General features: G+C 41.2%; 20 protein-coding genes. 9 read left to right on the top strand and 11 right to left on the bottom strand.

The window, feature by feature from the left end; genetic code table 11:
* On the top strand, positions 1–933 hold a 933-nt coding region (gene rpoD / locus QZ488_RS15155), incomplete at its 5' end, for an RNA polymerase sigma factor RpoD (RefSeq protein WP_293750262.1).
* 175 nt (positions 934–1108) lie between these two features.
* Here the strand turns inward: rpoD and QZ488_RS15150 are convergent.
* The 4 genes from QZ488_RS15150 to QZ488_RS15135 form a co-directional block, all read right to left on the bottom strand.
* Positions 1109–1468 carry a DUF2750 domain-containing protein gene (locus QZ488_RS15150; RefSeq protein ID WP_293750260.1) on the bottom strand — a complete coding sequence of 120 codons (360 nt, stop codon included), beginning with the start codon at positions 1466–1468 and terminating at the stop codon, positions 1109–1111.
* A 225-nt stretch (positions 1469–1693) separates the two neighbouring features.
* Complete coding sequence (locus QZ488_RS15145) at positions 1694–2443, bottom strand: gluconate 2-dehydrogenase subunit 3 family protein (protein ID WP_293750258.1); 750 nt, start codon at positions 2441–2443, stop codon at positions 1694–1696.
* A gap of 1 nt (position 2444) precedes the next feature.
* Positions 2445–4124, bottom strand: coding sequence for a GMC family oxidoreductase (locus QZ488_RS15140; RefSeq protein ID WP_293750255.1), 1680 nt, complete (start codon positions 4122–4124; stop codon positions 2445–2447).
* A gap of 1 nt (position 4125) precedes the next feature.
* The gene (locus QZ488_RS15135; RefSeq protein ID WP_293750253.1) at positions 4126–4776 is read right to left on the bottom strand and encodes a DUF1080 domain-containing protein; all 651 of its coding nucleotides are present in this window, start codon (positions 4774–4776) and stop codon (positions 4126–4128) included.
* A 401-nt stretch (positions 4777–5177) separates the two neighbouring features.
* Between QZ488_RS15135 and QZ488_RS15130 the strand changes: the two genes are divergently transcribed.
* The 3 genes from QZ488_RS15130 to QZ488_RS15120 are packed head-to-tail and all read left to right on the top strand — an operon-like array spanning position 5178 to position 9470.
* Positions 5178–5894 carry an ABC transporter ATP-binding protein gene (locus tag QZ488_RS15130; protein ID WP_293750251.1) on the top strand — a complete coding sequence of 239 codons (717 nt, stop codon included), beginning with the start codon at positions 5178–5180 and terminating at the stop codon, positions 5892–5894.
* A gap of 4 nt (positions 5895–5898) precedes the next feature.
* Entirely contained in the window at positions 5899–8265 is a 2367-nt protein-coding gene (locus QZ488_RS15125; protein ID WP_293750249.1) for an FtsX-like permease family protein, read from the top strand.
* Positions 8265–9470, top strand: coding sequence for an HlyD family efflux transporter periplasmic adaptor subunit (locus QZ488_RS15120; protein WP_293750247.1), 1206 nt, complete (start codon positions 8265–8267; stop codon positions 9468–9470). The genes QZ488_RS15125 and QZ488_RS15120 overlap by 1 nt, the downstream gene beginning before the upstream one ends.
* Positions 9471–9556: 86 nt before the next feature.
* Here QZ488_RS15120 and QZ488_RS15115 read toward each other — a convergent pair whose 3' ends face one another.
* Positions 9557–11056, bottom strand: coding sequence for an Hsp70 family protein (locus QZ488_RS15115; protein ID WP_293750245.1), 1500 nt, complete (start codon positions 11054–11056; stop codon positions 9557–9559).
* Positions 11057–11258: 202 nt separating this feature from the next.
* On the opposite strand from QZ488_RS15115, the gene QZ488_RS15110 reads away from it, so the two are divergent.
* Positions 11259–11645: a prepilin-type N-terminal cleavage/methylation domain-containing protein gene (locus QZ488_RS15110; protein ID WP_293750243.1), complete on the top strand. Its 387-nt coding sequence runs from the start codon at positions 11259–11261 to the stop codon at positions 11643–11645.
* 157 nt (positions 11646–11802) lie between these two features.
* On the opposite strand, the gene QZ488_RS15105 is transcribed toward QZ488_RS15110, so the two are convergent.
* A complete protein-coding gene (locus tag QZ488_RS15105) occupies positions 11803–12924 on the bottom strand; it encodes an aminotransferase class V-fold PLP-dependent enzyme (protein WP_293750241.1) in 1122 nt (373 codons plus the stop codon).
* A 2-nt stretch (positions 12925–12926) separates the two neighbouring features.
* Positions 12927–14102: a monodechloroaminopyrrolnitrin synthase PrnB family protein gene (locus QZ488_RS15100; protein ID WP_293750239.1), complete on the bottom strand. Its 1176-nt coding sequence runs from the start codon at positions 14100–14102 to the stop codon at positions 12927–12929.
* Between the two features lie 165 nt (positions 14103–14267).
* On the opposite strand from QZ488_RS15100, the gene QZ488_RS15095 reads away from it, so the two are divergent.
* Positions 14268–14732 carry an Lrp/AsnC family transcriptional regulator gene (locus QZ488_RS15095; RefSeq protein WP_293750237.1) on the top strand — a complete coding sequence of 155 codons (465 nt, stop codon included), beginning with the start codon at positions 14268–14270 and terminating at the stop codon, positions 14730–14732.
* Between the two features lie 26 nt (positions 14733–14758).
* Here the strand turns inward: QZ488_RS15095 and QZ488_RS15090 are convergent, their stop codons facing one another.
* Entirely contained in the window at positions 14759–15154 is a 396-nt protein-coding gene (locus QZ488_RS15090) for a hypothetical protein (protein ID WP_293750235.1), read from the bottom strand.
* Positions 15155–15296: 142 nt separating this feature from the next.
* Positions 15297–15899: a DUF1294 domain-containing protein gene (locus QZ488_RS15085; protein WP_293750231.1), complete on the bottom strand. Its 603-nt coding sequence runs from the start codon at positions 15897–15899 to the stop codon at positions 15297–15299.
* Between the two features lie 224 nt (positions 15900–16123).
* Between QZ488_RS15085 and QZ488_RS15080 the strand changes: the two genes are divergently transcribed.
* Positions 16124–17416, top strand: a complete 1293-nt coding sequence (locus QZ488_RS15080) for an MFS transporter (RefSeq protein WP_293750229.1) — start codon at positions 16124–16126, stop codon at positions 17414–17416.
* A gap of 39 nt (positions 17417–17455) precedes the next feature.
* On the opposite strand, the gene QZ488_RS15075 is transcribed toward QZ488_RS15080, so the two are convergent.
* Complete coding sequence (locus QZ488_RS15075) at positions 17456–17773, bottom strand: DUF2956 domain-containing protein (RefSeq protein WP_293750264.1); 318 nt, start codon at positions 17771–17773, stop codon at positions 17456–17458.
* 272 nt (positions 17774–18045) lie between these two features.
* Between QZ488_RS15075 and putA the strand changes: the two genes are divergently transcribed.
* Entirely contained in the window at positions 18046–21834 is a 3789-nt protein-coding gene (putA, locus tag QZ488_RS15070; protein WP_293750227.1) for a bifunctional proline dehydrogenase/L-glutamate gamma-semialdehyde dehydrogenase PutA, read from the top strand.
* Positions 21835–21884: 50 nt separating this feature from the next.
* Here the strand turns inward: putA and QZ488_RS15065 are convergent, their stop codons facing one another.
* Positions 21885–22583, bottom strand: coding sequence for a hypothetical protein (locus QZ488_RS15065; protein WP_293750225.1), 699 nt, complete (start codon positions 22581–22583; stop codon positions 21885–21887).
* 178 nt (positions 22584–22761) lie between these two features.
* Here QZ488_RS15065 and QZ488_RS15060 point away from each other — a divergent pair, with 178 nt between their 5' ends.
* On the top strand, positions 22762–23766 hold the full coding sequence (locus tag QZ488_RS15060) for a YhdH/YhfP family quinone oxidoreductase (RefSeq protein WP_293750223.1): 1005 nt from the start codon (positions 22762–22764) through the stop codon (positions 23764–23766).
* The last annotated feature ends 234 nt before the right edge of the window (positions 23767–24000 follow it).

The following is a 24000-nucleotide window of genomic DNA, read 5'->3' as shown; positions in this document are numbered from 1 at the left end:
AAGCGTTTTCCTGGTAATGAATCTAATCTTGATTGGATTGTGGGAATTATTGAAGAAGGTCACCCGTACTCAATAAAGCTAGTTGAATATAAAGTAGAGATATTACGTGCTCAGCGTAAAATTGGTGAAATGTCTAATGTGACAGGGTTGAAAATCTCTGAAATTAAAGATATTAATCGACGCGCTTCGATTGGTGAAGCGAAAGCACGAAGAGCTAAAAAAGAAATGGTTGAAGCGAACCTTCGGCTTGTTATTTCGATTGCTAAAAAATACACTAACCGTGGTTTACAGTTCTTGGATCTAATTCAAGAAGGTAATATCGGTTTGATGAAAGCAGTTGATAAATTTGAATACCGTCGTGGTTATAAGTTCTCTACTTATGCCACTTGGTGGATACGTCAGGCGATCACTCGTTCGATTGCTGACCAAGCGCGTACTATCCGTATTCCTGTGCATATGATTGAAACAATCAACAAGCTTAATCGTATCAGCCGTCAAATGCTGCAAGAAATGGGTCGCGAGCCAACACCTGAAGAGTTGTCAGAACGCATGTTAATGCCTGAAGACAAAGTGCGTAAAGTATTGAAGATTGCTAAAGAGCCAATTTCAATGGAAACCCCTATTGGTGATGACGAAGATTCACACTTAGGTGATTTCATCGAAGACAGTACGATAGTACAGCCTTTAGATTCAGCTACAGGTGGCAGCTTAAAAGATGCGACTCAAGAAGTGTTAGCTGGATTAACTGCTCGTGAAGCAAAAGTACTGAGAATGCGTTTCGGTATCGATATGAATACCGACCACACGCTTGAAGAAGTAGGTAAACAATTTGATGTAACCCGTGAACGTATTCGTCAAATCGAAGCTAAAGCGTTACGCAAACTGCGTCACCCTAGCCGTTCTGAGCAACTGAAAAGTTTCTTAGACGAATAGTCAAAAAACCAATAAATAGCCTCAGCAAATGCTGGGGCTTTTTTTTGACTGTTTATCTGGTTATAGAATACGTTGGCATAGAAGAAACAATAATAGATTTAACGTAGATGATGTAGGCAATAAGTTTTCATAAAAATTCTGTGCTTCAAGGGGAATAATCCCCTTGCCCAAAACATTATAAAAATTCTAACTTAGCGACCATCTGGCTAAATTCAGCGAGTTCTAATTCTAGGTATTCACCGCCGTCACGCCATTCTACTCCAATCAATACGTTGTCTTCGGCTAAGTCCTCAACCCAAAACTCCAGCCAGTCAGCTAGACTTATAGGCTTGGGCACGTAGTCCTGCCATTCATCGATACAGTGGCTTTTGGCTAGTTCGAGGCTTGACCACAACGGCATCACATCGGTATTTTCAAAATTAATAGAATCGAGAACAACCCAACCTTCACTTGCCTGATCTTGCAAAGCCCATAATTTTTGAGTGGTTTTTACTTGCGCCATGAAATCGGCTGTTGGGGGATTAGTATCTGTCATAGTGAGTTTTATCTTGTCTATCTGTAGGGTTAATCATACGGAGTTAGACAAGTATGAACAATGCAAAATTTTGTTTGGAACACTTACCTCTTCATTGTATAAACCATATGATTAGTCTAAACAAATCCAACAAAAAGGTAAGTCACCTGTAAAGAAGTATTCTTAGGTAAAATACTCTCTACTATTCAGTCCGTGTTAGCCCGTCAATAACCATAAGCAGCACAATCAACTCTCTTCAAGATAGGCAAACTCAGACAACCCCAACTCATCCAATACACTTTTCAAGTGTTGTCTAGCCTCTGGAGTGGGTCCAGGGTAATCCCCCGCGATCGCTACATTCCCCATATAACCAATATCTAGATTACCTTGTGGGGAACAGAAAAAAGCCCCCAACACTAAATTACGAAAACGTGCAAAAGCCTGAGTAGCTCGCTCAAATTCGGCCGGCTTTTGCTCACTGTCATAGGCAATATCATCGATGATTGCAATTTGTTGGGTATGACTCAGTGCTGAAAATAGCTTATTAAAACGCAACTTTGCCTCATCATCTATCCAGGCTAATACAGCCATAATAGTCATACGATCACGCTGCTGACTAGAATAAGGTGCGCTAACCCACTCATCAACTACATCGGGTACCATCACCTCTGATGCAGAAGGAATATCGGCTTCACGCGGCACAATAATGTCTGACAAAATGGCAACTAAATTTAGTTGCTCAACACTTAATGTACGCGGCCAAGGGGACTCCAGCGGAACGATCAAATTGGGATCTTGACCATAGCCTTTTGCGGTTATGGCCGGTAAATCAAGATCTGGCCAATGACCAGTTGCGCCTGCAACAATGTCAGTTGCTTTACTACACCCACTTAAGGTCGCCATGGTACTGCCTGCGGCCAATATGCCTAACCATTTCAACGATTCCCGACGACTCATACCAGACTCATAATAATGACTATTATTTGGAACTGTCATATCAAAGTGCTCCTTTATCTAACTGCTCAGCCAGCCACGACGCATTGCGCATCGCCAAGGTCATGATGGTCAAAGTACAGTTTTTATGCGGGTTTGAGGCAAAGACACCGGCATCCATAACAAACAAGTTATGACAATCCCAGGTTTGCCCCCATTGGTTGGTCACCGAATCTTTAGCTGAACTGCCCATACGAGTAGTGCCGACTTCATGAATAATTTGCCCGCCCTTTGAAATCGCCTTTTCGGCAGGCGGTAATTCATCAACTTCTGCGCCCATGGATTCCAACAACAGCTTGGCTGTTTTTAGCCCATGTTCGATTTGCTTAAGCTCATGATCTGACCATTTGAAGTGAAATTTGGCCACCGGAATGCCCCACTTATCTTTGGCCTCATCATCGATTTCCATGTAGGAATGTTTATTCGGCAGCATTTCTCCACGCAAAGCGAAACCAATATAAGCACCATAATGGTCACGCGCTTGTTGTTTTAATTTAACCCCATAACCATCTAATTCCCCAGACACCCATGAGCCTGGCTCATGAAAGCCGCTGCCAACTTCAAAGTGATAACCCCTAGGGAAATCTAGTTCACCTTTTGCCTGAGCTTTGTGACCCCACCATGGGATAAACAAGTGATTGGCAGTATGACCATCCTCATTGTAACGAGGCCGTCCTTTTAGGCTGGGAATGAGTGCACCTAAACTTGCACCAGTAGAGTCCATCAAATTATGGCCTACCTGACCGCTGGAATTTGCCAGACCTTTTGGAAATTTATGGCTCTTAGAATTCAGCAGGAGTCGCGCCGATTCACAAGCACTCGCAGCAAGGATCACTACCTTCGAAACCACCGAATGTTCATCACCACTAGGTTTATCTACGTAAGTCACGCCTATCACTTTACCTTCTTTATCTACATCCACTGATTTAACCATTGCATCGGTGATCACTTGTAAATTACCGGTTTCTTTAGCTAACGGGATCAACGAAGTGGTCGTTTGAAACGCGGCTCCAATTGAGCACCCATGCCCGCATGGTGTGGCATAAAAACAAGCTGCACGGTTATCTTTTGGCCGAGTCAATACTGCTCGGTGCATGGGGACCGCTTGAATATTGTGCTTTTTGGCTGCTGCTGCCATTAGCAATTCAGGAATACGCGGTTTGGGAGGTGGTTGCAACACCCCCTCAGATGAAGACGGCATATCGTCTAACCCGGTATTTGTGCCACATACCCCAACAATTTCTTCGGTCTTGTCATACCAAGGGGCAATATCCTCGTAGTCAAACGGCCAATCAGCGCCCAAACCATCACGACTTTTCCCCTTAAAATCATGCTGGCTAAAACGTAATGAATAACGCCCCCAGTGATTCGTTCGCCCACCCAACATTCTTGAACGCCACCACATAAAATCAGAGTCTTTGGCTGAAGTGTAAGGCTCATTGGGTACTTGCCAGCCACCGTCAACAGTTGCATCGTAAAAGCCAAAATTCTTATCTTTATTACCCGCAGCCATTAACGGCGCGTCACTTTTACGTTTAAACATAGGCGTTTCGATTTTAGGATCATAATCACGACCCGCCTCGAGCATCAATACCTTGTGACCAGCTTTCGCCAGAGTATAAGCTGCCATGGCACCACCTGCACCAGAACCAATCACTAACACTTTATGATTAAAGTCCGCCATCTTATAGCTCCTTGATTTTGATGTTTTTAAACCAAACCTGATCACCATGGTCCTGCAACCCTATGTGACCTGAGCCTGCTTTTGCGAATCCCTGCCAGTTGGCAAATTTACTATTCGCAACCAATGTATTCCAGCTAGTACTACCGACCACGATACTCACCGTAACCACGCCGTTCTGAGATACCAGTAAATGAGAATCTTCAACTCGAATTATCACTTGGTTCCATTTTCCCGCAGGTTTGTGGGATGCCACCGGAGGAGCCATCATGTCGTAAAGTGCGCCGGATAGATGAGTGTCGAATTTATTATCTGAGTGACGTTCATTATCGAGGATCTGAATTTCAGGCGCATGGGAATAAATCGCATCACCGGTTTCGTCAACCAGAAAAAAAATACCACTGTTACCAGCGATGGATATTTTCCACTCCAGCTTTAATTCGAAATTCTGGTAGGACGCCTTAGTCAAAATGTCACCACCGCCCTGCTCAATCAAAGTCATAGTGCCGTCTTGAACTTTCCACTTTGGATTGAGAGTCTCACTTTTGAAATTGCGCCATTGTGATAAATTCGAACCATTGAAGAGTAATTTCCAGCCTTCGGCTTTCTCTTTTTTACTCAATTTATTGTCAGTAGCAGATACCTGACAACTCACAAAAAACGCCAGAACCAGTGTAACTATTTTTAAGTTTTTTAACATAAATCCTCCTTAATGCAGAGTGAAAATGCGCGTTTTAAATGCTTTTAGGATCGTTTGAATAAAACGGCATTTTGCATAACATGAAAATACATGGTGCCTCATATTTTCAATATTTACATCTCTTTGATATCAGTAATCATGCGACTATTGTCTTGGGATAGTTCAGTAACAACTTGCAATCAATCCATTTGCAGCTGCTTAAATATTGACTTAGAACAAGTGAAAACAGTCATTTTATGAGTTAATACCAAGTTAGAGGTAAGTCGAGTTAGTTCTATTTCAAACCGAACATTAAAGAGCTAGTACGTCCTGGCAGAATACCTTAAAGTTAAATGGATATTTATATAGAAACAAGCATGAGCAAAACCAATCAAATTTGTTTTAAAGCCAATTCACTGACAAAAGTGTATGTAACTGGTGAAAGTGAAGTCCATGCACTTCGTGGTGTTTCGGTTGAGATACCAGAGGGAGAACTGGTTGTATTGCTTGGGCCATCAGGAAGTGGAAAATCGACTTTTTTGAATATCATTGGTGGGTTAGACCAACCTAGCTCTGGGCAAGTGTTTTTCCAAGATAGAGATTTGGCGAAGTTAAGCAATCATGAATTAACCTACTATCGCCGTGAAAGTGTTGGTTTTGTATTTCAAGCATACAATCTTGTTCCTAGCTTAACGGCATTAGAAAATGTGGCTTTAGTCACTGAGATTTCTCCCAACCCTATGTTTCCCATGGATGCCTTAAGCATTGTTGGTCTCAAAGACAGAGCCAACCATTTTCCTTCACAAATGTCTGGTGGCGAACAACAAAGAGTGGCGATAGCGCGCGCCATTGCCAAACAACCTAAGGTATTACTTTGTGATGAACCCACAGGCGCATTAGACAGTGAAACAGGCATAGTAGTATTAAACGCCTTACTCAACGTTAATAAGGAGTTCGGCACCACCTGTGTAATCATTACCCACAATGCCGCTATTGCAAAGCTAGCGCATAGAGTCATTCATTTTAGCGATGGTAAAATTGGTCATATGGAAATGAACGCCAATCCAATTAAACCCGAACAGATTAATTGGTGATCTGATGCTCAGCGCATTGAATCGAAAATTATTGCGAGACATCTGGAACATTAAGGGCCAGATGGCGGCAATAGTGATGGTCATGGCTGCAGGCATAGCCGTATTTGTTATTATGTTTGGCGTATTAGATAGCCTCAAATTAACGAAGGACACCTACTATGAGCGCTACCAGTTCGCTGATGTTTTTGCCTCTTTAAAACGTGCGCCCAATGCATTACGAACTCGTATTAATGACATTCCCGGCGTATCGATTGCCGAAAAAAGGGTGGTATTTGGTATTACTCTGCAAATGCCCAACATGTCTGAGCCTGTTAGTGGCAAGGTTATGTCACTGCCTGATAGCTCTACTTCGTTTTTAAATAAACTGTACCTTAGATCTGGTCGTTTATTGGAACCTAATGAAGAAAATGCAGTATTAGCAGATGAAAGTTTTGTTGATGCACACCAACTTGAATTAGGCGATAAAATTAACGCGATCATGAACGGACATCACCGACAACTTAAAATCGTTGGAGTCGTGCTTTCACCCGAATATGTATATAGCATTGCACCGGGCGCGCTTATGCCTGATGGTAAACGTTTTGGCTTATTTTGGATGAGCCAAAGATCGCTAGAAGCCGCAGTCAATATGAAAGGGGCATTCAATGACATATCCATCAAAGTCCAACGTAACGCCAACATTGAGGATATCAAAGAGCAGTTAGACAACCTATTGAAGCCCTATGGGGGTTTGATTGCTTATGCACGAGACGAGCAGATATCTAATTTTTTTCTCGAAAACGAATTAAAACAACTCAGCGGCATGGGCTCACTTGCGCCGGTGATTTTTCTCAGTGTGGCCGCCTTCTTGATTAATGTAGTGATGTCTAGGCAAATTGCTACACAGCGAGAACAAATAGGCATGTTAAAAGCAGTGGGTTACAGCAATTGGGAGATTTCATTGCTGTATATCAAAATGGTTTTGGTCATTACCACTGTTGGTTCAATAATAGGATTATCCCTTGGCGTTTGGATGGGATCGGGTATGACGACTATGTACACTGAGTTTTTCCACTTCCCTATTTTGAAATATCACTTTTCTGTTGAAGTGATGATTTTTTCCGTTCTTTCCTGTGTGGTTGCCGCCTTACTGGGCACTTTTTTGTCTATCCAAGCAGCGGTAAAACTACCACCAGCCGATGCTATGAGGCCCGAAAGTCCCGCAGTATTTAAACCTACCTTTGTGGAAAAAATGGGGCTTCACAAACACTTATCATTTTTAAGTCGCATTGTACTAAGGCAATTAGAGCGAAGACCGCTACGGGCGTTACTCTCAGCTTTGGGGATTGCATTGTCTCTGGCGATCCTTATCTTTAGCTTTTTTATTCAAGATGCCATGGATTATATGTTGGATGTGCAATATGACCTGATCCAACGGGAAGATCTCAGCCTTACTTTTGTTGAACCTAAAGGTTACCAAGCACTAGAAGAAATAAAAGCCATGCCCGGCGTGTTACGGGTAGAGCCAATACGTCAGGTGCCAGTGTATTTTAAGTCTAACAATTTTAAAAAACGCGGCAGTATCACAGGTTTAGCAAAAAAAGCCGACTTGCGCCAAGCAGTAAATCAGCAATTAATATCCATTGAAATGCCATCCCAAGGACTCATCATGAGTCAAACTCTAGCGGATATTTTACACCTAAAAGTGGGTGATACAGTTGAAACGAATGTACTTGAAGACAAACGCCAACACTTGCTAATACCTGTTACCTCCATCACTCAGGAATTTATTGGTATAAGTGCTTATATGGATATCAGGCAACTAAATTACTTGTTAGATTCAGATGAAAAAGTCACTGCGGCAGCGGTGGCTGTCGACCAAAATAGCAGCGCAGCATTATATAAAAAACTGAAAGCGATTCCGGCAGTCATTGGTTTAAATATCACTTCCGTTTTACGTCAAATTTTTGAAGATGTAATGGCCGAAAACATGTTAAAAATGGTCAGCATTAATATTTTATTCGCCAGTTTCATCAGTTTTGGAGTGATTTATAACACCGCCAGAATTGCTCTATCTGAACGCGGCAGAGAGTTAGCCAACCTACGTGTGTTAGGACTAACCCGCAAAGAAGTGGCTTATATCCTGTTTGGAGAACTCAGTGTTATCACCCTATTTTCGATACCAATAGGCTTATTAATTGGCTACTGGTTAGCGATTAGTATGGCCGAAATCACCGAAAGTGAACTGTTTCGCATTCCAATTTACTTAAGTAATAGCACTTACGGCTATGCCGTTTCTATGGTGCTAATAAGTGCTTTAATTTCATTTTATTTAGTCTGGCGCCAGATCGATAACATTGATCTGGTCGCCGCGCAAAAAGGAGTCAAATAATGTCGGCAAAAAACGTCAAAAGAATCATCAAAATAGTTTTAGGAGGAACTGCTTTATGCCTACTTGTTTATGCATTTATCCCAGAGCCTGTTTTGGTAGATATGACTAAAGTGACAAAGTCTGACTTATTAATCACAATTGAAGGCGAAGGCAAAACCCGTATCCACGATATTTATGTGGTCTCGACTCCAATCGATGGGCGTATTACCCGTATTACCAGCGAGCCGGGTGACATTGTTGAAGCCGGCAAAACAGTCATTGCTAATATGTATCCAGCCAATCCCACGTTTCTCAACAAACGACTAGAAACACAAGCCAAGGCAGACGTTGAAGGTGCAAAAGCAGCGTTGGCACTAGCCAGTGCTAGAGTCACACAAGCACAAGCTCAACTCGACTATGAATTAGCTGACTTTAAGCGCACCCAAGCCTTGTATAGTCAAAACACCGTTTCTAAAGCCCAAGTAGAAAAAGCGCAATTACAGATCACCACCTTAAAGGCTGAACTAGCCACCACACGCTCAAATGAAAATGTGATGCGCTCACGCTTAGAAGTGGCAAAAGCCACGCTGCTGCAACCTAAAGAAGGATCAGCAGATAACACCTCAGACTGCCAAATTTGTATTCACTCTCCAGTAGACGGCAAGGTATTACGCATATTGCACAAAAGCGAAAGTATCGTGCCTGTAGGCACGCCTGTTGTTGAAATTGGCAACCCCGAAGACTTAGAAGTGAACATTGAAATGCTTTCAACCAATGCAGTTAAGGTCAAGGTAGGTGACGATGCATTGATTAAGCGCTGGGGCGGCGAACAAGACATCGCGGCCAGAGTCAAAATGGTCGAACCATCAGGTTTTACCAAAATATCAGCATTAGGTGTAGAAGAACAGCGAGTCAATGTGATCCTGTCTTTCACCGATACAAAAGACAAATGGCAAAGTCTGGGGGATGCTTTTAGAGTCGAGGCCTCCATCATAATAGACAAAGCAAAAAGTGTTTTAGTGGTACCCATTTCGAGCCTGTTTAGACAAAACGAACAATGGTCTGTGTTTAAGGTGGTTGAAGGCACAGCCACCATTCAAGGTGTTAAGGTGGGTCGTCGTAATGACAGATTTGCTGAAATCACTCAAGGTTTGGATCTTGCAGAGCAGGTCATCACCCACCCTAGTAACGCGATTGAGGATGGAGTGAGAGTTTCACAGCGCTAGCCAGGGTGTTTTTTATGAAGCCTCTGCTCTAACCCTTTCAAGGATTATCTTAAAAGGGTTAATTTTAAAAGGCCAGGTTATCTAACTTACGCCAATTTAGCCGCTTGAATACCCAAACCTTCACATACAGAATTAAATGCGTCACCTTCCATAACAGGCAAACCAGGTAACAGCTCCAACAGCTCTTTTTTGACTATAGGCGACAAACTCATGCCGCCTGTAATAAACACCATTTCAGGTGCTTCAGTACTATTTTCTAAACATTCAGTGACTAAACTTTTCACTCTAGCTAACCAAGATTGCATCGAACGTTTCAGCTCTTCAACATTCAATTTAACGTCGTAGTCAGCTTCGATGTAATGTAAAGGCAGGATGATTTCATCTTTTGAAGACAGCAACTCTTTGGCCAATCGTGATGAGTTAACCAGTCTCGCCGAAAGTTTTTCTTCTTGCACAACTTGCAATCGTTCTAATAACTTAGGCTCTTTAACTAATGACTTTGTATTCGCAATATCCAACCAATAATCATCTGAGAAAAACCGATTAAGTTTGGGAATGTCATCAACCGCACACATGTCAGAAAAATAAGCTGGAGGCACAGGCAGGCCATTACGCATCAGTAAACCTTGCCCCATGGTTGACGCAATTGACTTAGTAATTAGGTTTTTATCACATTCCATGCCACCTAAACGTGTACCAGTGACCGACATTACATCTTGTTGGCGATCAACATTCGCTAATTTTTCTGGGGATAACTTAATACAACAAATATCAGTTGTGCCGCCACCAATATCGACAACCAAAACATTAGTATGTTTATCAAGGGTGCGTTCAATTTTGTAGGCTGCAGCGATGGGTTCTTCAAGAAAATCAACTTTGTTAAACCCGGCCATTTTTGCCGCTTGAGTCATAATTTCAATAGCTTGACTGTTACCGTCTTGACCTCGAGTACCATGAAATCGTACTGGGCGACCAATAACGGCAGTGTCAACAGACTCGCCTAATTGCTGCTCGGCACTTAAACGAAAGAACTCTAATTGTTTGGCAATCAACCCCACAAAGGCTTGTTGCTGACCAGCCACCAGATTGGCGCCTAAAAAATTCTTCGGTGAATATATCAGCCGCCCTTTATCAGGGGTTTTCAAATAACGCCTAAATCCTTCTTCACCAAATGCAAATTCACCCGTTTCGACTAATTGGTGAAGGGGTAAGTCTTGCACTGTCATGTCTTCTAGCAAGAGTTCAATTGCACGTTCTTGTAAGGCAGGTAAATTATGAAACTCAGCACGTAACTCGTCTATTCTGGCACTATGAATACGCTGTTCTCTAGGATCTGGCGCTTCGTAATAGCCTTCTTTAGCTTTTTCGATTTTGTCAGAAATGGCACGTTTTAATTGCGCAATTTTCGCTTCAATCATGGGGATAGGAGGTCTGGGAAGTTCGTCTTTATAATAAATAAAGACCGAAGAACGAATTTTGTTTGCGTCGTCTAGGCTAGGATCGAGTTTAATAAAATGATGCTTTTGCCCATCAAAATACACTACCTCGGAGTTCGAAGTCCCATAATCAATACCTATTGCTGCCATATCCGCCGTTCATCACCTAAAAATAAGGGCAAGGATTGTAATGGAAAACCGGCCTAGGTTCATTATTTGTTTTAATCATATGTAAAGGGTTGGGCGTCCGTGTAAAACCCGATACCTGTATTTTTATCGATATACTTTTTAATCCATCTCATTTCAGTTAATCTTTGAGAATAATAACAATAATTTTGAATCAGGTATTTTCATGGGTCCATATAATAAACAAAACGGTTTTACTCTTATTGAACTGATTATAGTGATAGTCATATTAGGAATTTTGTCTGTTGTTGCAGCACCACGTTTTATTGATTTATCAAGTGATGCAAAAATAGCGGTGCTTAATTCACTAAGTGGCCAATTTAAGTCAACTGTAAATTTAGTACAAATGAAAGCAAGAACAAAAGGTTTAAAACCTGTAGAGAACAATTCTGGTGTATTACAGGCTGCCTATCTTGTTGATTTTGGCTTTGGCAGTGTCGAAATTGATTTCCGTAACCTTTGCCCAGAAAGCATAGGGGAAAGCGGCGACCAGCTTGAAATGCTTGATTTTTTAGAAATTTCAGACGATTTTGAAACACGGGTAAACAATTAATACACGTTAATTGGTTATACTGTTCCAAGTTCAGGTACACCCACAACTGAAGGGTGTTACTTGATTTATGATTCTTTTGGTACCCCAAATTGCACGGTTGAAGTTGTGACCGTAGATTGCTGATAAAAAGTTAAGCCAAAAACAAAGTTCCGTGGAGTCATGAGTAATTTTGTTTAACAACATCAATAAATTGTTGAATATCATCAGCATCGTTATAAATATGGGCAGAAACACGCATACCTAAATGGCGAGCATCAACACTAATATTGGCAACACCAAGTGCATCCATAATAACCTTTTGTTTGTCCTTAAAGTTTAGGATAACTGTGCCACTACGCGTTTCTCTTTGTATCGGAGAGATGACCTCTGCGTCAAATTCATCGACAATTAAATCAATCATTTTTTGATTATGTGCCCTAACATAACTTGCACCTAAACTAGCAAAATAATGAATAGAATGACTGGCCAGGGCAAAAGGGGTAATCGAAGGAGTTCCCCCCCAAAACTTCATTGCAGATTGATTATAACTAAAATTGTGAATATCAAACTCAAATGGATTTTCATGGGAAAACCACCCTACGTCTTTCGGTTGGCATTGTTCAACAATATTAGGATTTACCCACAAATAAGCTGCGCCTGGCCCACCACACAACCATTTTACACTTGAACCAAGCATGAAATCGGGACTAACATCTTGTAAGTTAAGCGGTATAACTCCAGCAGATTGAGCGATGTCCAACACTGAAATAACACCAAGCTCTTTGGCTTGTGAGATCACCTCATGGACTGGCGCTAATTGACCGGTATTAGAATAAGCATTTGATATAAATACTAAATCAACCTCTTTGTTTAAGTGTTCTAACCAAACATTGGCATTGGTTATATCCAAACTTTTATCTATAAAACGAATTTTGGCACTTTTGGGTAACGCTTTTTGCAAGGCAAAACCCATGCTTGGAAAATCAATTTCGCTCATCAAAATAACCACATCCTCTTTATTCAGGGATGCAAGTGACATGACAATCTTTGTTAAACTGCTGGATAGGTTAACTTGTGGACAAAACTGCTCAGCTGGAGCATTAAACAAAACACTCAATGCTAATTGAAAATTACTAATAATATCCAGCCAACTGCCCCATGGCTCTTTTCCAGAATGTTGCCATGGTGCAAAAAAGCTTTCTTTGAAGGCGTCTTCTGCGGTTTTTAACGGGCGCCCTACTGAATGGTTTAATAGGTAGTTGCTGTTGGCCAATAAAAAGTCATTTTTGTGCTGATTCATTTTTATTCTCCAACAAGGCTATTTTTTAGCGCTTCAATGTCGACATATCGAGTACGAATATCGTCACGTTGATGCGCAGCTCGCCTGTCCCGTAGTTTTTCTAACGTATCTAATAAAACATGCAAAGGTGGACCACTGGCGGTAATTTTATCCATATGTTGCTGAGCAACACCCGCTGATGGTTTGGTTATATATCGTTCAACTAATTGATTGTGATGTTGTATCGCAGTTTTACCATGCAATTTGCATACATCTAGAAACAGCCGCAAATTTTGCTGATACCACGGAGCTGGGTGATTGTTACTTGCGTTAATAAAGTCATCCATAATGCTACTACGACGCATACAATCACGAAGAATGAGTTGGTCTTCTGGCATCATGTATAAAAACTTGTCCACTAGCATTTGCGAATACGATGGTTCATTGGCAAAACACAACCCAAGCTGCAAGTCGATAACATTAATTCCGGCAAAGTCCCCCGCGTTTGCGCCTCGATATTCTTCCTTACCTACTCGATATGGCTTGTAATAGGGACGAACACAGTTAAAAAATCGATCTGTATCTAGCTTTTGAAATAACAATTTGTTTGATTCAATGACGTCCTTCAAACCTTGTTTAGCCACATGTAACAAGTCGGCTGTAATAGGATGAGAGATCCCCAATGGCTGGATCTTAATTAGTGCATCTGCTACACGTTTATAGGCCAAAATCGCCTTAGTGTTGTAATCGATGAATACTTTTTCATCTTCTAAATGGGTAAACCGCTTGTAGTGACCATTAAGTGCTTTGTTGTGTGTGGTTAAATGAGCCGTAGCAAATCGAGGGGTAACACCAATGGAAGCACCTATATGCATCGCAAGTGCCGACGCTTCTATCAACGGTGACGATTGCTCTCTAGAAGGCTCGGTAATTTCATGCCGACGACAAGCTGCCATATAAAGGCCAACGTTACCTAATAAATCAAAGGCATTATCAAAACCATTGTCGGTATTACCTTCATCAAGTAAGGGTAATATTAAAGCGCGCCCCTCACTTTCAATTTGTTGCTTGAGTTCGTCACCAATATTAACAACATTAGCTTTATCATTTTGTTGCCAATAAAGATGTTCAAGCTCGGTGTTTAAATCACAAAAACGGGTTCTTATCCATTGATCGAATGCTTGGGAGTGTGCTGTCACGTTTTTGTCCTGAATTGAGAATGAATTGATTATATAGCCGCCATGCTATCAGAACGACAAAGCAGCAATTCGCTAAAACCTGCTAAAAAGCCCCGCGATATTAGTTAATTACCACAAAAATTGCTAATCTATAAACAGATTCAACTACTTAAGCTTGAACTTATAGTGACTTTAGATAAAAAAGACAAAATGATCGTTGAAAGATTGCAGAGAGATGGACGTATTTCAATGTCTGACCTAGCTCAAGAAGTGAATTTATCTGATACTCCCTGTTTGAGACGGGTAAAAAAATTGGAACAAGCTGGTGTCATTGAAGGTTATCAAGCAACACTGAGTCGGCAAGCATTTAACTTAAATGTTTTGGTCTATGCCTTTGTGCGTTTAAGCGCTAATTCAGATAAATTAGCAGATCAATTTGAACAAACCGTAGCCAACTTAGATCAGGTACTAGAGTGCTCTGTAGTAACGGGCGCTTATGATTATTTACTAAAAATTATTGCCGAAGATTTAGAAAACTATGAAAGTTTTGTTAAAAAATCTTTAGGTAGAATAGATTACATTGCCACTATTGAGTCAACAGTGGTACTCAAACAAACCTTTTCTAGAAATGTATTACCTATAAAGGTTTAAATTTATACAATAAAACTCGACACAACCTACAATATTGATTCACTGGTCTCTTCAAATGCAACTACATAGTGCCCTTCTAATAAAGCACTGCCCAACTCTGTATAGACTTTAAATCGCTTAACTCCATCATGCTTAGTCATAATATTAACTGTCATAGAAACAAAACTTTCGTTTTCTGAGTCACTGGATTCCATACTCATCTCCCATAACCTTTCGACGACCTTCTGATAATCAGGGTCTGGGTAAGCCGTTTTCCACCAATGTTCTTTATCTGGTATTTCTTCAATACTCCAGCCAATACTTTTAATAAAACTCGAATTGACATACTTTATAGGATAATTAAGCGTTCCTTCTTTCTTTTCTGCAATTAGAATCGGCAAAGGTAACATATCGAAAAACTTGGTAGGAATAAGAGTAGTCATAATAGCCCCCCTAGTAAGACAATTAATTGTAGAGTGATAGTTCAAAATAGACGTTAATATTTCTGGTTGGTTACGTCAAATATTCAAACTGTCATTAGTAGTATAACAACTACAATTACGATGTTTATGCAAAAAAAAGCTATTAAAATAATGCCAAGTATCCCTCAGCTGATGATGAGAAAAACCAAAACAAGAGACTAATATTAATCATTACAGTAAACCAATATACAATTAAAAATTTTCGTTTTTTGGATTTATGCCTTAATAATTGTTGTGCTATCCCTGCACCTGGCCAACCTCCAATTAGAGCAAAAAAATGTAATGTGCTTTCTTGAATTCGCCATGCCCCTCGCTTTGCTTTCGATTTATCAACAACATAAGCCAGCAAAGTAATGACACTAAAACACAAATAGCTCAAAAGTAATTTTTGTGGGAAATCTCCGATTACATTAGCCAATATGAGAAAGGTTAAAAATAGTATTGATAAATAAACAGGGAATTTATTTATCTTGTTCGAGTCTTTCCGTTTTAACTTTTCCCCCGAAAAAGTCGCATCGACTGCGCTGACTTTACCATTTGTATCTTGGCTAATGGAAAAGGTAATAATGTCATTAATTTTAGGGACTCGTTGCCTGTTAGATAATCCGGTTTTATGCATAAAAATATCAGGTCCTCCTCCATTGGGCTGAATAAACCCAAAAGCCCTGTCAGCATGCCATTTAATTAGTTTTCCTTTTTTCCTCATTCCAACGGCTCCTAAATTGCCCTTATTCCAATCACTTTTGGTTAAAAGTACGGGGAGGCAATCAATCTACTCAATAACAAGCATACGAGCAATTCGAAGATTTAAAAAATCCCCTCTCAGCATTAACTCGCGGTAATTAAAATCGATTAAAAGATTTCTTGGCCTATTTGTTCTTTAGTCTATAATGCCCGCCGCACCTTTTATCACTCCTTTTTGGAAGCATTATGCGTTCAATTCTTGTTTCTATAATGGCCTTATTTTTAGGCATATTTTTGTTGTTGTTGGGTAATAGTTTACTCAGCACATTATTGATTTTGCGTGGGATCGCAGAAGGTTTCTCAGGGAAATTTTTAGGGGTTCTGACGTCCGTTTATTTTTTAGGTGCATTCGTCGCTACATTAGTGGCTTCTGGAATGATCAAACGCATGGGTCATATCCGCTGCTTTACTTTCTGCACGGCTTTGCTTGGCTGTTGCACCTTAACTTATGCCTTAGCCGTCTCACCTTTTGCTTGGTTAATTATTCGATTTTTTACCGGGTTTGGTGTATTTGCCATGTATACGGTGGTCGAAAGCTGGCTAAATGGCCAAACACAAGATGCCTATCGTAGTCGTGTATTCTCAGTGTATACACTGATCAATCTTTTAGCTGTAGCGGCTTCACAACAACTTTTACTTATCGATAGTGTCACCAACTACACCTTATTTATCGTGGCAAGTTTATTAGTTACCGCCGCTATCATGCCAATTTCATGGACTAGACTGCAACAACCCAATGTAGCGATTGATATGCCATCAATGAGTGTTTTAAAAGTATATGATGCGGCTCCGGTTGCGGTAACTGGCTGTTTAGTCTCTGGGTTAATAATGGGACCATTTTGGGGACTAACCCCATTATTTGTCAGCGAGTTAGGTTATTCAGATAAAGAGTTAGCCACTTTTATCTCGCTCTCCATACTCTGCGGTGCTTTCATCCAATATCCAGTTGGTCGTTGGTCTGATCACATGGACCGCAGAAGGGTCATTCTATTCACTTTTATTTTAGGCAGTCTACTGGCATTGATTATGGCTATTTTCGCCAAATATTTTGCAGTAGAGCGAGGACTCATCACTGCATTGTCAGCTTTGTTTTGTGGTCTTGTGCTGGCTATATACCCAATTTCAGTAGTACATCTAGTGGAGCGTATCCAAAAAGACCATTTAGTAGCAGGATCAAGCGGTCTGTTAATGATTTATGGATTGGGTTCATTTGTAGGACCAACTGTTGCAGGATTTACCTTGGAGTATATGGGCCCTAGCGCTCTTCCAACTTATTATCTGGCTATCTTAACTACTTTTAGCATCGTTTTGTCCATACAGCTGCTTCGTTCACGTATCATTGAAAGGCCAGAAGATCATGAAAGTCACTATGTAGCTATGGTGCGTACATCCCAGAATGTACTACCTTTACACCCAGAATCGGAAGAGGTTCTGGATGAACCTGAAGCGCGCCGCAACGAACGGGAAGATATTCTTTAAAGTCGTTGTCCGACACATAATAGGCATATTATGTGCGCCTTAAAAGACAATAATATAGGCACCAAAACCCAACCAGCTTAACCCTAATAAAATCCACGGCAGAAGTTTCACAGAACGTTTAGGAACAACTTCTTCAAGGATTTCAGTATTTTCTGTATCTCGCTGCTTTATCTTTTGTTTACGTTGTTTATCTAGTTCACGTAACTTTTTACCTTGTTGTTTTTTATATTCAGCAATGCCTTTCTCAATACCTTGAGAAATTAACTTAGTTTGCTCTTTAGTTTGACCGGCTTTTTGCGTGCCCTTTGCCATTTTCATCGCTTGTACTTCTACTTCAGGTGATACTTTATTTTTCATTTTAAATTTAACAGGTAAAAACGTAAGAATAATAGTATCAGACAATATACTCAAACCACCTTACTGCTTCATCTTATACAGCAAAGGGGCGAAATTTTGATAGTCTTTGCTGGCATTCCAGTAGTGTGAAGAAATCAATACAAAGCGGTTTAACACAAACGACTTAATTTCCCTAAAAATGCTTCTCACAAACATTGTCGCCACTAGTTGCTATCTATATACTCCGCGACATATTAAGTGAGTATTATTTTCCAGCCTAATTGGAGTTGTTTATGTTATTTGACGGTAACTTAGTCGCTGAGTCTCCCACTCGCCAAAAAATTCGTGATTTTTATCGAATCGATGAAAACCTAGCCGTTGAACATATTTTGCCAGACGCAGAAGTCAATATGCGCGCTCGCAGTCGTGCTTGGGAGCGAGCCCGTAAAATGGTGCTACAAATTCGTAATGATCAAGAAGGTAATGGAGTGGTGGAAGCCCTGCTTAATGAATACTCATTATCTTCTTCCGAAGGTGTGGTATTGATGTGTTTGGCAGAAGCATTATTGCGGGTTCCAGACAAAAAAACCCAAGATAAATTGATCAGCGATAAATTATCCAAAGGTCAGTGGAGCTCACATTTAGGCAACAGTGACTCATTGTTCGTCAATGCCTCTTCGTGGGGTTTACTGCTCACTGGTGGTTTGGTTAATTATGCCAATCAACGCAATCAGTTTGGTTTTCTAAAGAAAACCTTAGGCAAAGTTGGCGAGCCAGTTATCCGTAAAGCTATGAACATTGCTATGAAGGTAATGGGTCAACAGTTTGTTATGGGCGAAACCATTGAAGATGCAGTGCAGCGTGCGGAAGAGAAAGAACGCATAGGTTTTGTGTATTCCTATGACATGCTCGGTGAAGGTGCCAGAACACAAAAAGATGCTGACGACTACTTTCATGCCTATGCACAAGCCATAAAAGTGATCGGCCAAGCAGCAAAAGGTAAAGGTCCAAGAAAAAGCCCCGGTATATCAGTCAAGTTATCCGCTATTCACCCTCGCTATGAATTTACTCACAGAGAGCGGGTTATGGCCGAAATACCACCTAGACTCAAAGAGTTATGTTTGCTGGCCAAACAATACGACATTGGTTTAACCGTTGATGCGGAAGAATCAGAGCGTTTGGATATCTCCTTGGATATCATTGAACATGTATTCAGTGATCCCGACTTCGAAGGCTGGAACGGTTTTGGTTTGGCGGTACAGTCTTATCAAAAAAGAGCCTTGTATGTTATCGACTGGTTGCGTGAATTGACCGAAAAGGTCGGTCGTAAAATGATGGTGCGATTGGTGAAAGGCGCATATTGGGATACCGAAATAAAAAATGCGCAAAAAGATGGTTTAGAACACTTCCCGGTCTTTACTCGCAAGTCATCAACAGATGTGTCTTACCATGCCTGTGCAAACCGATTACTAGACTATCGTGACACGATTTATCCACAATTTGCTACCCACAATGCTTACACCGCAGCGGTCATCATTGAATTGGCTGGAGATGACAAAGAAGGGTTTGAATTTCAATGTCTACATGGCATGGGCGACAGTTTGTACGACCAAATCGTCATAAAAGAAAACATTCAATGTCGTATTTACGCGCCTGTAGGCGAACATGAAGATTTATTGGCTTATTTAGTCCGTCGCTTGCTTGAAAATGGCGCCAACTCTTCTTTTGTCAATGCCATAGTAGATGAGTCCAGACCAGTAGAGTCTTTACTCGAAGATCCCGTTGAAAAAACCCAGCGTCTAAAACACAAATATAACGATCAAATCCAAAAACCCATCGCCTTATTTGGTAAAGAAAGAGATAACTCCAAAGGCCTTGATGTCACTGATATTAATCAAATCACGCCACTTAAAGCCGCCGTTGACCGCTGGTTTGAAGAAAATCTGTTGAACGAAGACCAAGTGCCTGAAGGGTGTCATGCTGTGCGTAACCCTGCCAATACCAAAGAAATCATAGGTTTTCACCGCTTTGATACTCAGCAGCAAATGGCGGATAAGTTAACCACTGCGCACAATGCTTTTGCCAGTTGGTCACAAACCTCTATTAATGAACGTGCAGATTTACTCCGTCGTACCGCCGACATCCTTGAACGGAATATGGATGAACTGATTGCTTTATGTATAAAAGAAGCAGGAAAAGTCACCACCGATGGGGTAGACGAGATACGCGAAGCCGTTGATTTTTGTCGCTATTATGCCGCTCGTGCCGAAGAACTCGCAGAAGATGACAGATTCGCGCCTCGGGGCGTGGTGTTGTGTATCAGTCCTTGGAACTTCCCATTAGCTATCTTTCTAGGTCAAGTCGCAGCAGCCATAGTGACTGGCAATACCGTGATTGCTAAACCTGCAGAACAAACCAGTTTGATTGCACTGCGCGCTTTGCAGTTAATGGAATATGTGGGTTTACCTGCAGGGGTTGTTCAGTCCGTTATCGCTGCAGGGCCTGATGTGGGAGCAGTATTGTTGCCAGATGAACGTATCAAAGCCGTGATGTTCACCGGTTCTACTGTTACTGGCAATGTGATTGCTAACGCTTTAGCGCAAAGGGGGGGTGAACAAGTGCCTTTGATTGCCGAAACGGGTGGTCAAAACTGCATGATCGTTGACTCAACGGCCTTACCAGAACAAGTGGTAGATGATGTGATTGCTTCAGGATTTCAGAGTGCTGGCCAACGCTGTTCTGCGCTTCGCGTACTGTTTTTGCAAGAAGAAATTGCCGATACCGTGACCGAAATGTTAATTGGTGCACTTAAAGAATTAAGTGTCGGTGACCCGGCCTTTTTAGCTACCGATATTGGCCCTGTTATTGACCAAAAAGCCTTAACTAACTTACAAACCCATGCTGAAGATATGCATCATAACGGCACCTTATTATATGAGTGCAACGTACCCGAAAATAACGGCACATTCTTTGCGCCTAAACTTTATCAAATTGAAGATATTTCCTTACTTAAGCGCGAAGTGTTTGGCCCATGTGTTCATATAGTGCGCTTCAAAGCCGACGATCTGGAGCAAACGGTAAAAAATATTAATGCCACTGGTTTTGGTTTAACCATGGGGATCCATACTCGAATTGATGTCAGAGCGATGGAATTAATTAAACTTTCTCGTGCGGGCAATGTATACGTTAACCGCAACATGATTGGCGCTATAGTGGGCGTACAACCCTTTGGCGGTCGTGGTCTTTCTGGAACCGGCCCTAAAGCTGGTGGTCCTAATTATTTGCCGCGACTAATGCTCGAAAAATCGACCCCCCGTGAAGTGATTGAACTGTCACCAGCAACAGATATAGCTCTGCTAAGTAACAGTGAAGCCGAGCAACAAGCCGCCAAGATGATGGAAAATGCCCGCAGCACTGAGCATGAATGGCCTTTAACTGATTTAAATACCCGCGTATCTTCAGTCCGCCAATTGCTCGCCACTATTGCCCAAGTAGATAAAGTTGACCAACTGGCAGATGATTTAAACTCTACTTTAGCCGCAGCACGTTCGCAGCTAATTAGCATTGAAAAACGCCTGAAAAAACCTAAGGTTTTGCCGGGGCCAACGGGTGAGTCGAATGTATTATATCTAGAGCCAAGAGGGATCATCGTTTGTTTCGCCGACAAAAATGTAACGTTTGAGTACTGGGTGTTATCAATCGTGACAGCGTTGGCAACAGGCAACGTAGTCATTTCAGTGGTTTCTGAGCTGTTTTACGCAGAGGCCCTTGAGTTTCGCGATCAGTTTATAGACACTGGCGCACCGGAAAATGTGTTCCAAGTAGCCAAGCTTCATCACCTACAACCTTTGTTAGCCGCAGATGATTTAGCTGGTGTAGTAATCGACAGTGAATGTGACCGTACAAGCTACATGGTGCAAATGCTCGCCAAACGCACAGGGGCAATATTACCGGTGATTACCGCTGAGTATTATGACCATTTGATCCAACGTCTATTGACCGAAAAAACCGTCAGCATCGACACCACTGCGTCGGGTGGTAATACGTCACTAATGACCTTAGTAGAAGATGAAGACGAGTAATCCCGACGAATAAAACAGGTTCCCCCCTCCACTGTTTAGTTGAGGGGTTGTTATTCAGACTTAACGGGAACAGGCACACTAGCCTTTTTAAGTATGCTTCTAGGCTCTATAGAATTAATACTCTCAAGAGGCAAAATTAGGGTACGTTTAGTCTGGTGGTTGTACAAAAACACATAGTTAATAGTTGTACCTAATAACGAATATTCATGAACAGTGCCAGAAGTGGCCTCAGAATTAACTAAAACAAGGCCTTGTTTTAGTTCAACAATCGATTGCGCCTTATTTTTCGAATGCATTCCGATAAACATATAAAAATATAAAGTGAGAAGTAAAACAGCCGTCCACCAAAATGAACGAATACTTGGCACCCCAGCGACAATAGGGATTATTCGAAGGATCCCTTTATCAAACTTTTTGTCCAACCACTGGCTGAATGGCGCCTGGACATAAACTAAAACCCACATGAGTAAAACCATGGAAAACGCCCCAACCACCATCAACATAACCATTGGATCTTTTATTCCGGCCACCAAAATATCGCCAATTTCTAAATAATCCATGACTTTAAGATCGAAATGGGAATAGAAAGTGATCAGATAAATAAAACCAGCGATTGCCACAGTTGAATAAATCAAAAAAACGGCTAAGCCAGGATGGCTAGTGGTAAATTTAAACACATCTAAAAGTCTTACTTTTGGACGGTACTTATCTAGATTGGCATTGGTGGTCATTGCGAATTTGTTACCCATTAATTAAACAGTGTTAGTTGTATCATTGAATCACTTGTTTTTTCCAATGAATTGACATAGAAGTCTATGCAAATAATGATAAAAACGTGATGCCTGAGCACTTAATACCTAGGCTAGCTGTAACACGCTCTATTTGTTAGAGTGAATGACAATGCAATTATCATAGAAACTTCAAACAATGACTGAGCAAAATACTTTTAAAGCAGTACTAATAGAAGAAAATTCCGACAATACATTTACAGTCAAAATTGCCCATCGTTCGTTAAGTGACTTACCTGACAATGACCTTCTGGTTAACGTTCACTATTCATCTTTGAACTACAAGGATGCATTATCCGCTAGCGGCAATAAACGAGTTAGTAGCCATTTTCCTCATACTCCTGGAATAGATGCCGCAGGGGTGGTGGTTAGCGATAAGTCAGGAACCTTCTCCCCCGGAGACGAAGTTGTAATGTTTGGTTATGATTTAGGTATGAATACTCCCGGCGGATTAGGCCAGATGATTTCTATCCCTGCAAATTGGGCAGTCAAACGGCCAGAAAATTTGTCTTTAAAAGAGGCGATGATTTATGGAACTGGTGGTTTAACTGCCGCACTTTGTGTGCAAAAGCTAGAAAAAATGGGTGCTCGTCCTGAAGATGGACCCGTTGCGGTTACGGGTTCAACCGGTGGAGTGGGCAGTATTAGCATAGCTCTGCTTAAACAGTTAGGTTATAGCGTGGTAGCTTTCTCAGGCAAACCTGAACAAACTGAACATTTAAAATCCATTGGTGCTGACGAAGTTTTACATCGTGATGTTCTGAATGAGGTAGCAGCTCTACCCATGGGCAAAGAAAAATGGGCCCACGGAATAGATACCTTAGGAGGTGACTACCTAAGTAACCTATTAAAACAAATTAAATCCGGTGGTGGTGTATCGGCATGTGGGCTTGCGTCTTCCGATTCATTCTCCTCCACCGTATTTCCTTTCATTATAAGAGGTGTTTCTTTGCTTGGAGTAGATTCAGTGTATATCCCACTTAGTGATAAACAAAATATTTGGCAGCGAGTTTCTACTGATATGAAGCTCCCAAATTTATTAAGTCTATGTGAGGAAATCTCTTTACAGCAAACACCTGAATATCTGCAACGCTTTATGCAGTCTAAGGTTGTCGGTCGTTATTTAGTGAATCTAAAAAGTTAGGTTCTTTAAAAGTAATCATAAATTTGTGAGTGTATTCAGTCGTTCTTATAGACACATTTGATAACCACAATGGCATATATAAAGAGCAAAGTTATAGGGTGATTGCGACACCCTATATTTCTTTAACTAATGGCTATGTTTTTGTAAACTGTTGCAGTACTGTATATAATTACAGTTATTAAGGAGGTGGTCTATGATCCCAGCACAGTTTACAAAGTTTTTAGAGCAATTTAA

Source organism: uncultured Paraglaciecola sp., assembly GCF_913020055.1.
Classification (GTDB): Bacteria; Pseudomonadota; Gammaproteobacteria; order Enterobacterales; family Alteromonadaceae; genus Paraglaciecola.
The sequence above is the reverse complement of the archived record's forward strand: the minus strand, read 5'-3'. Positions and strand labels throughout refer to the sequence as shown.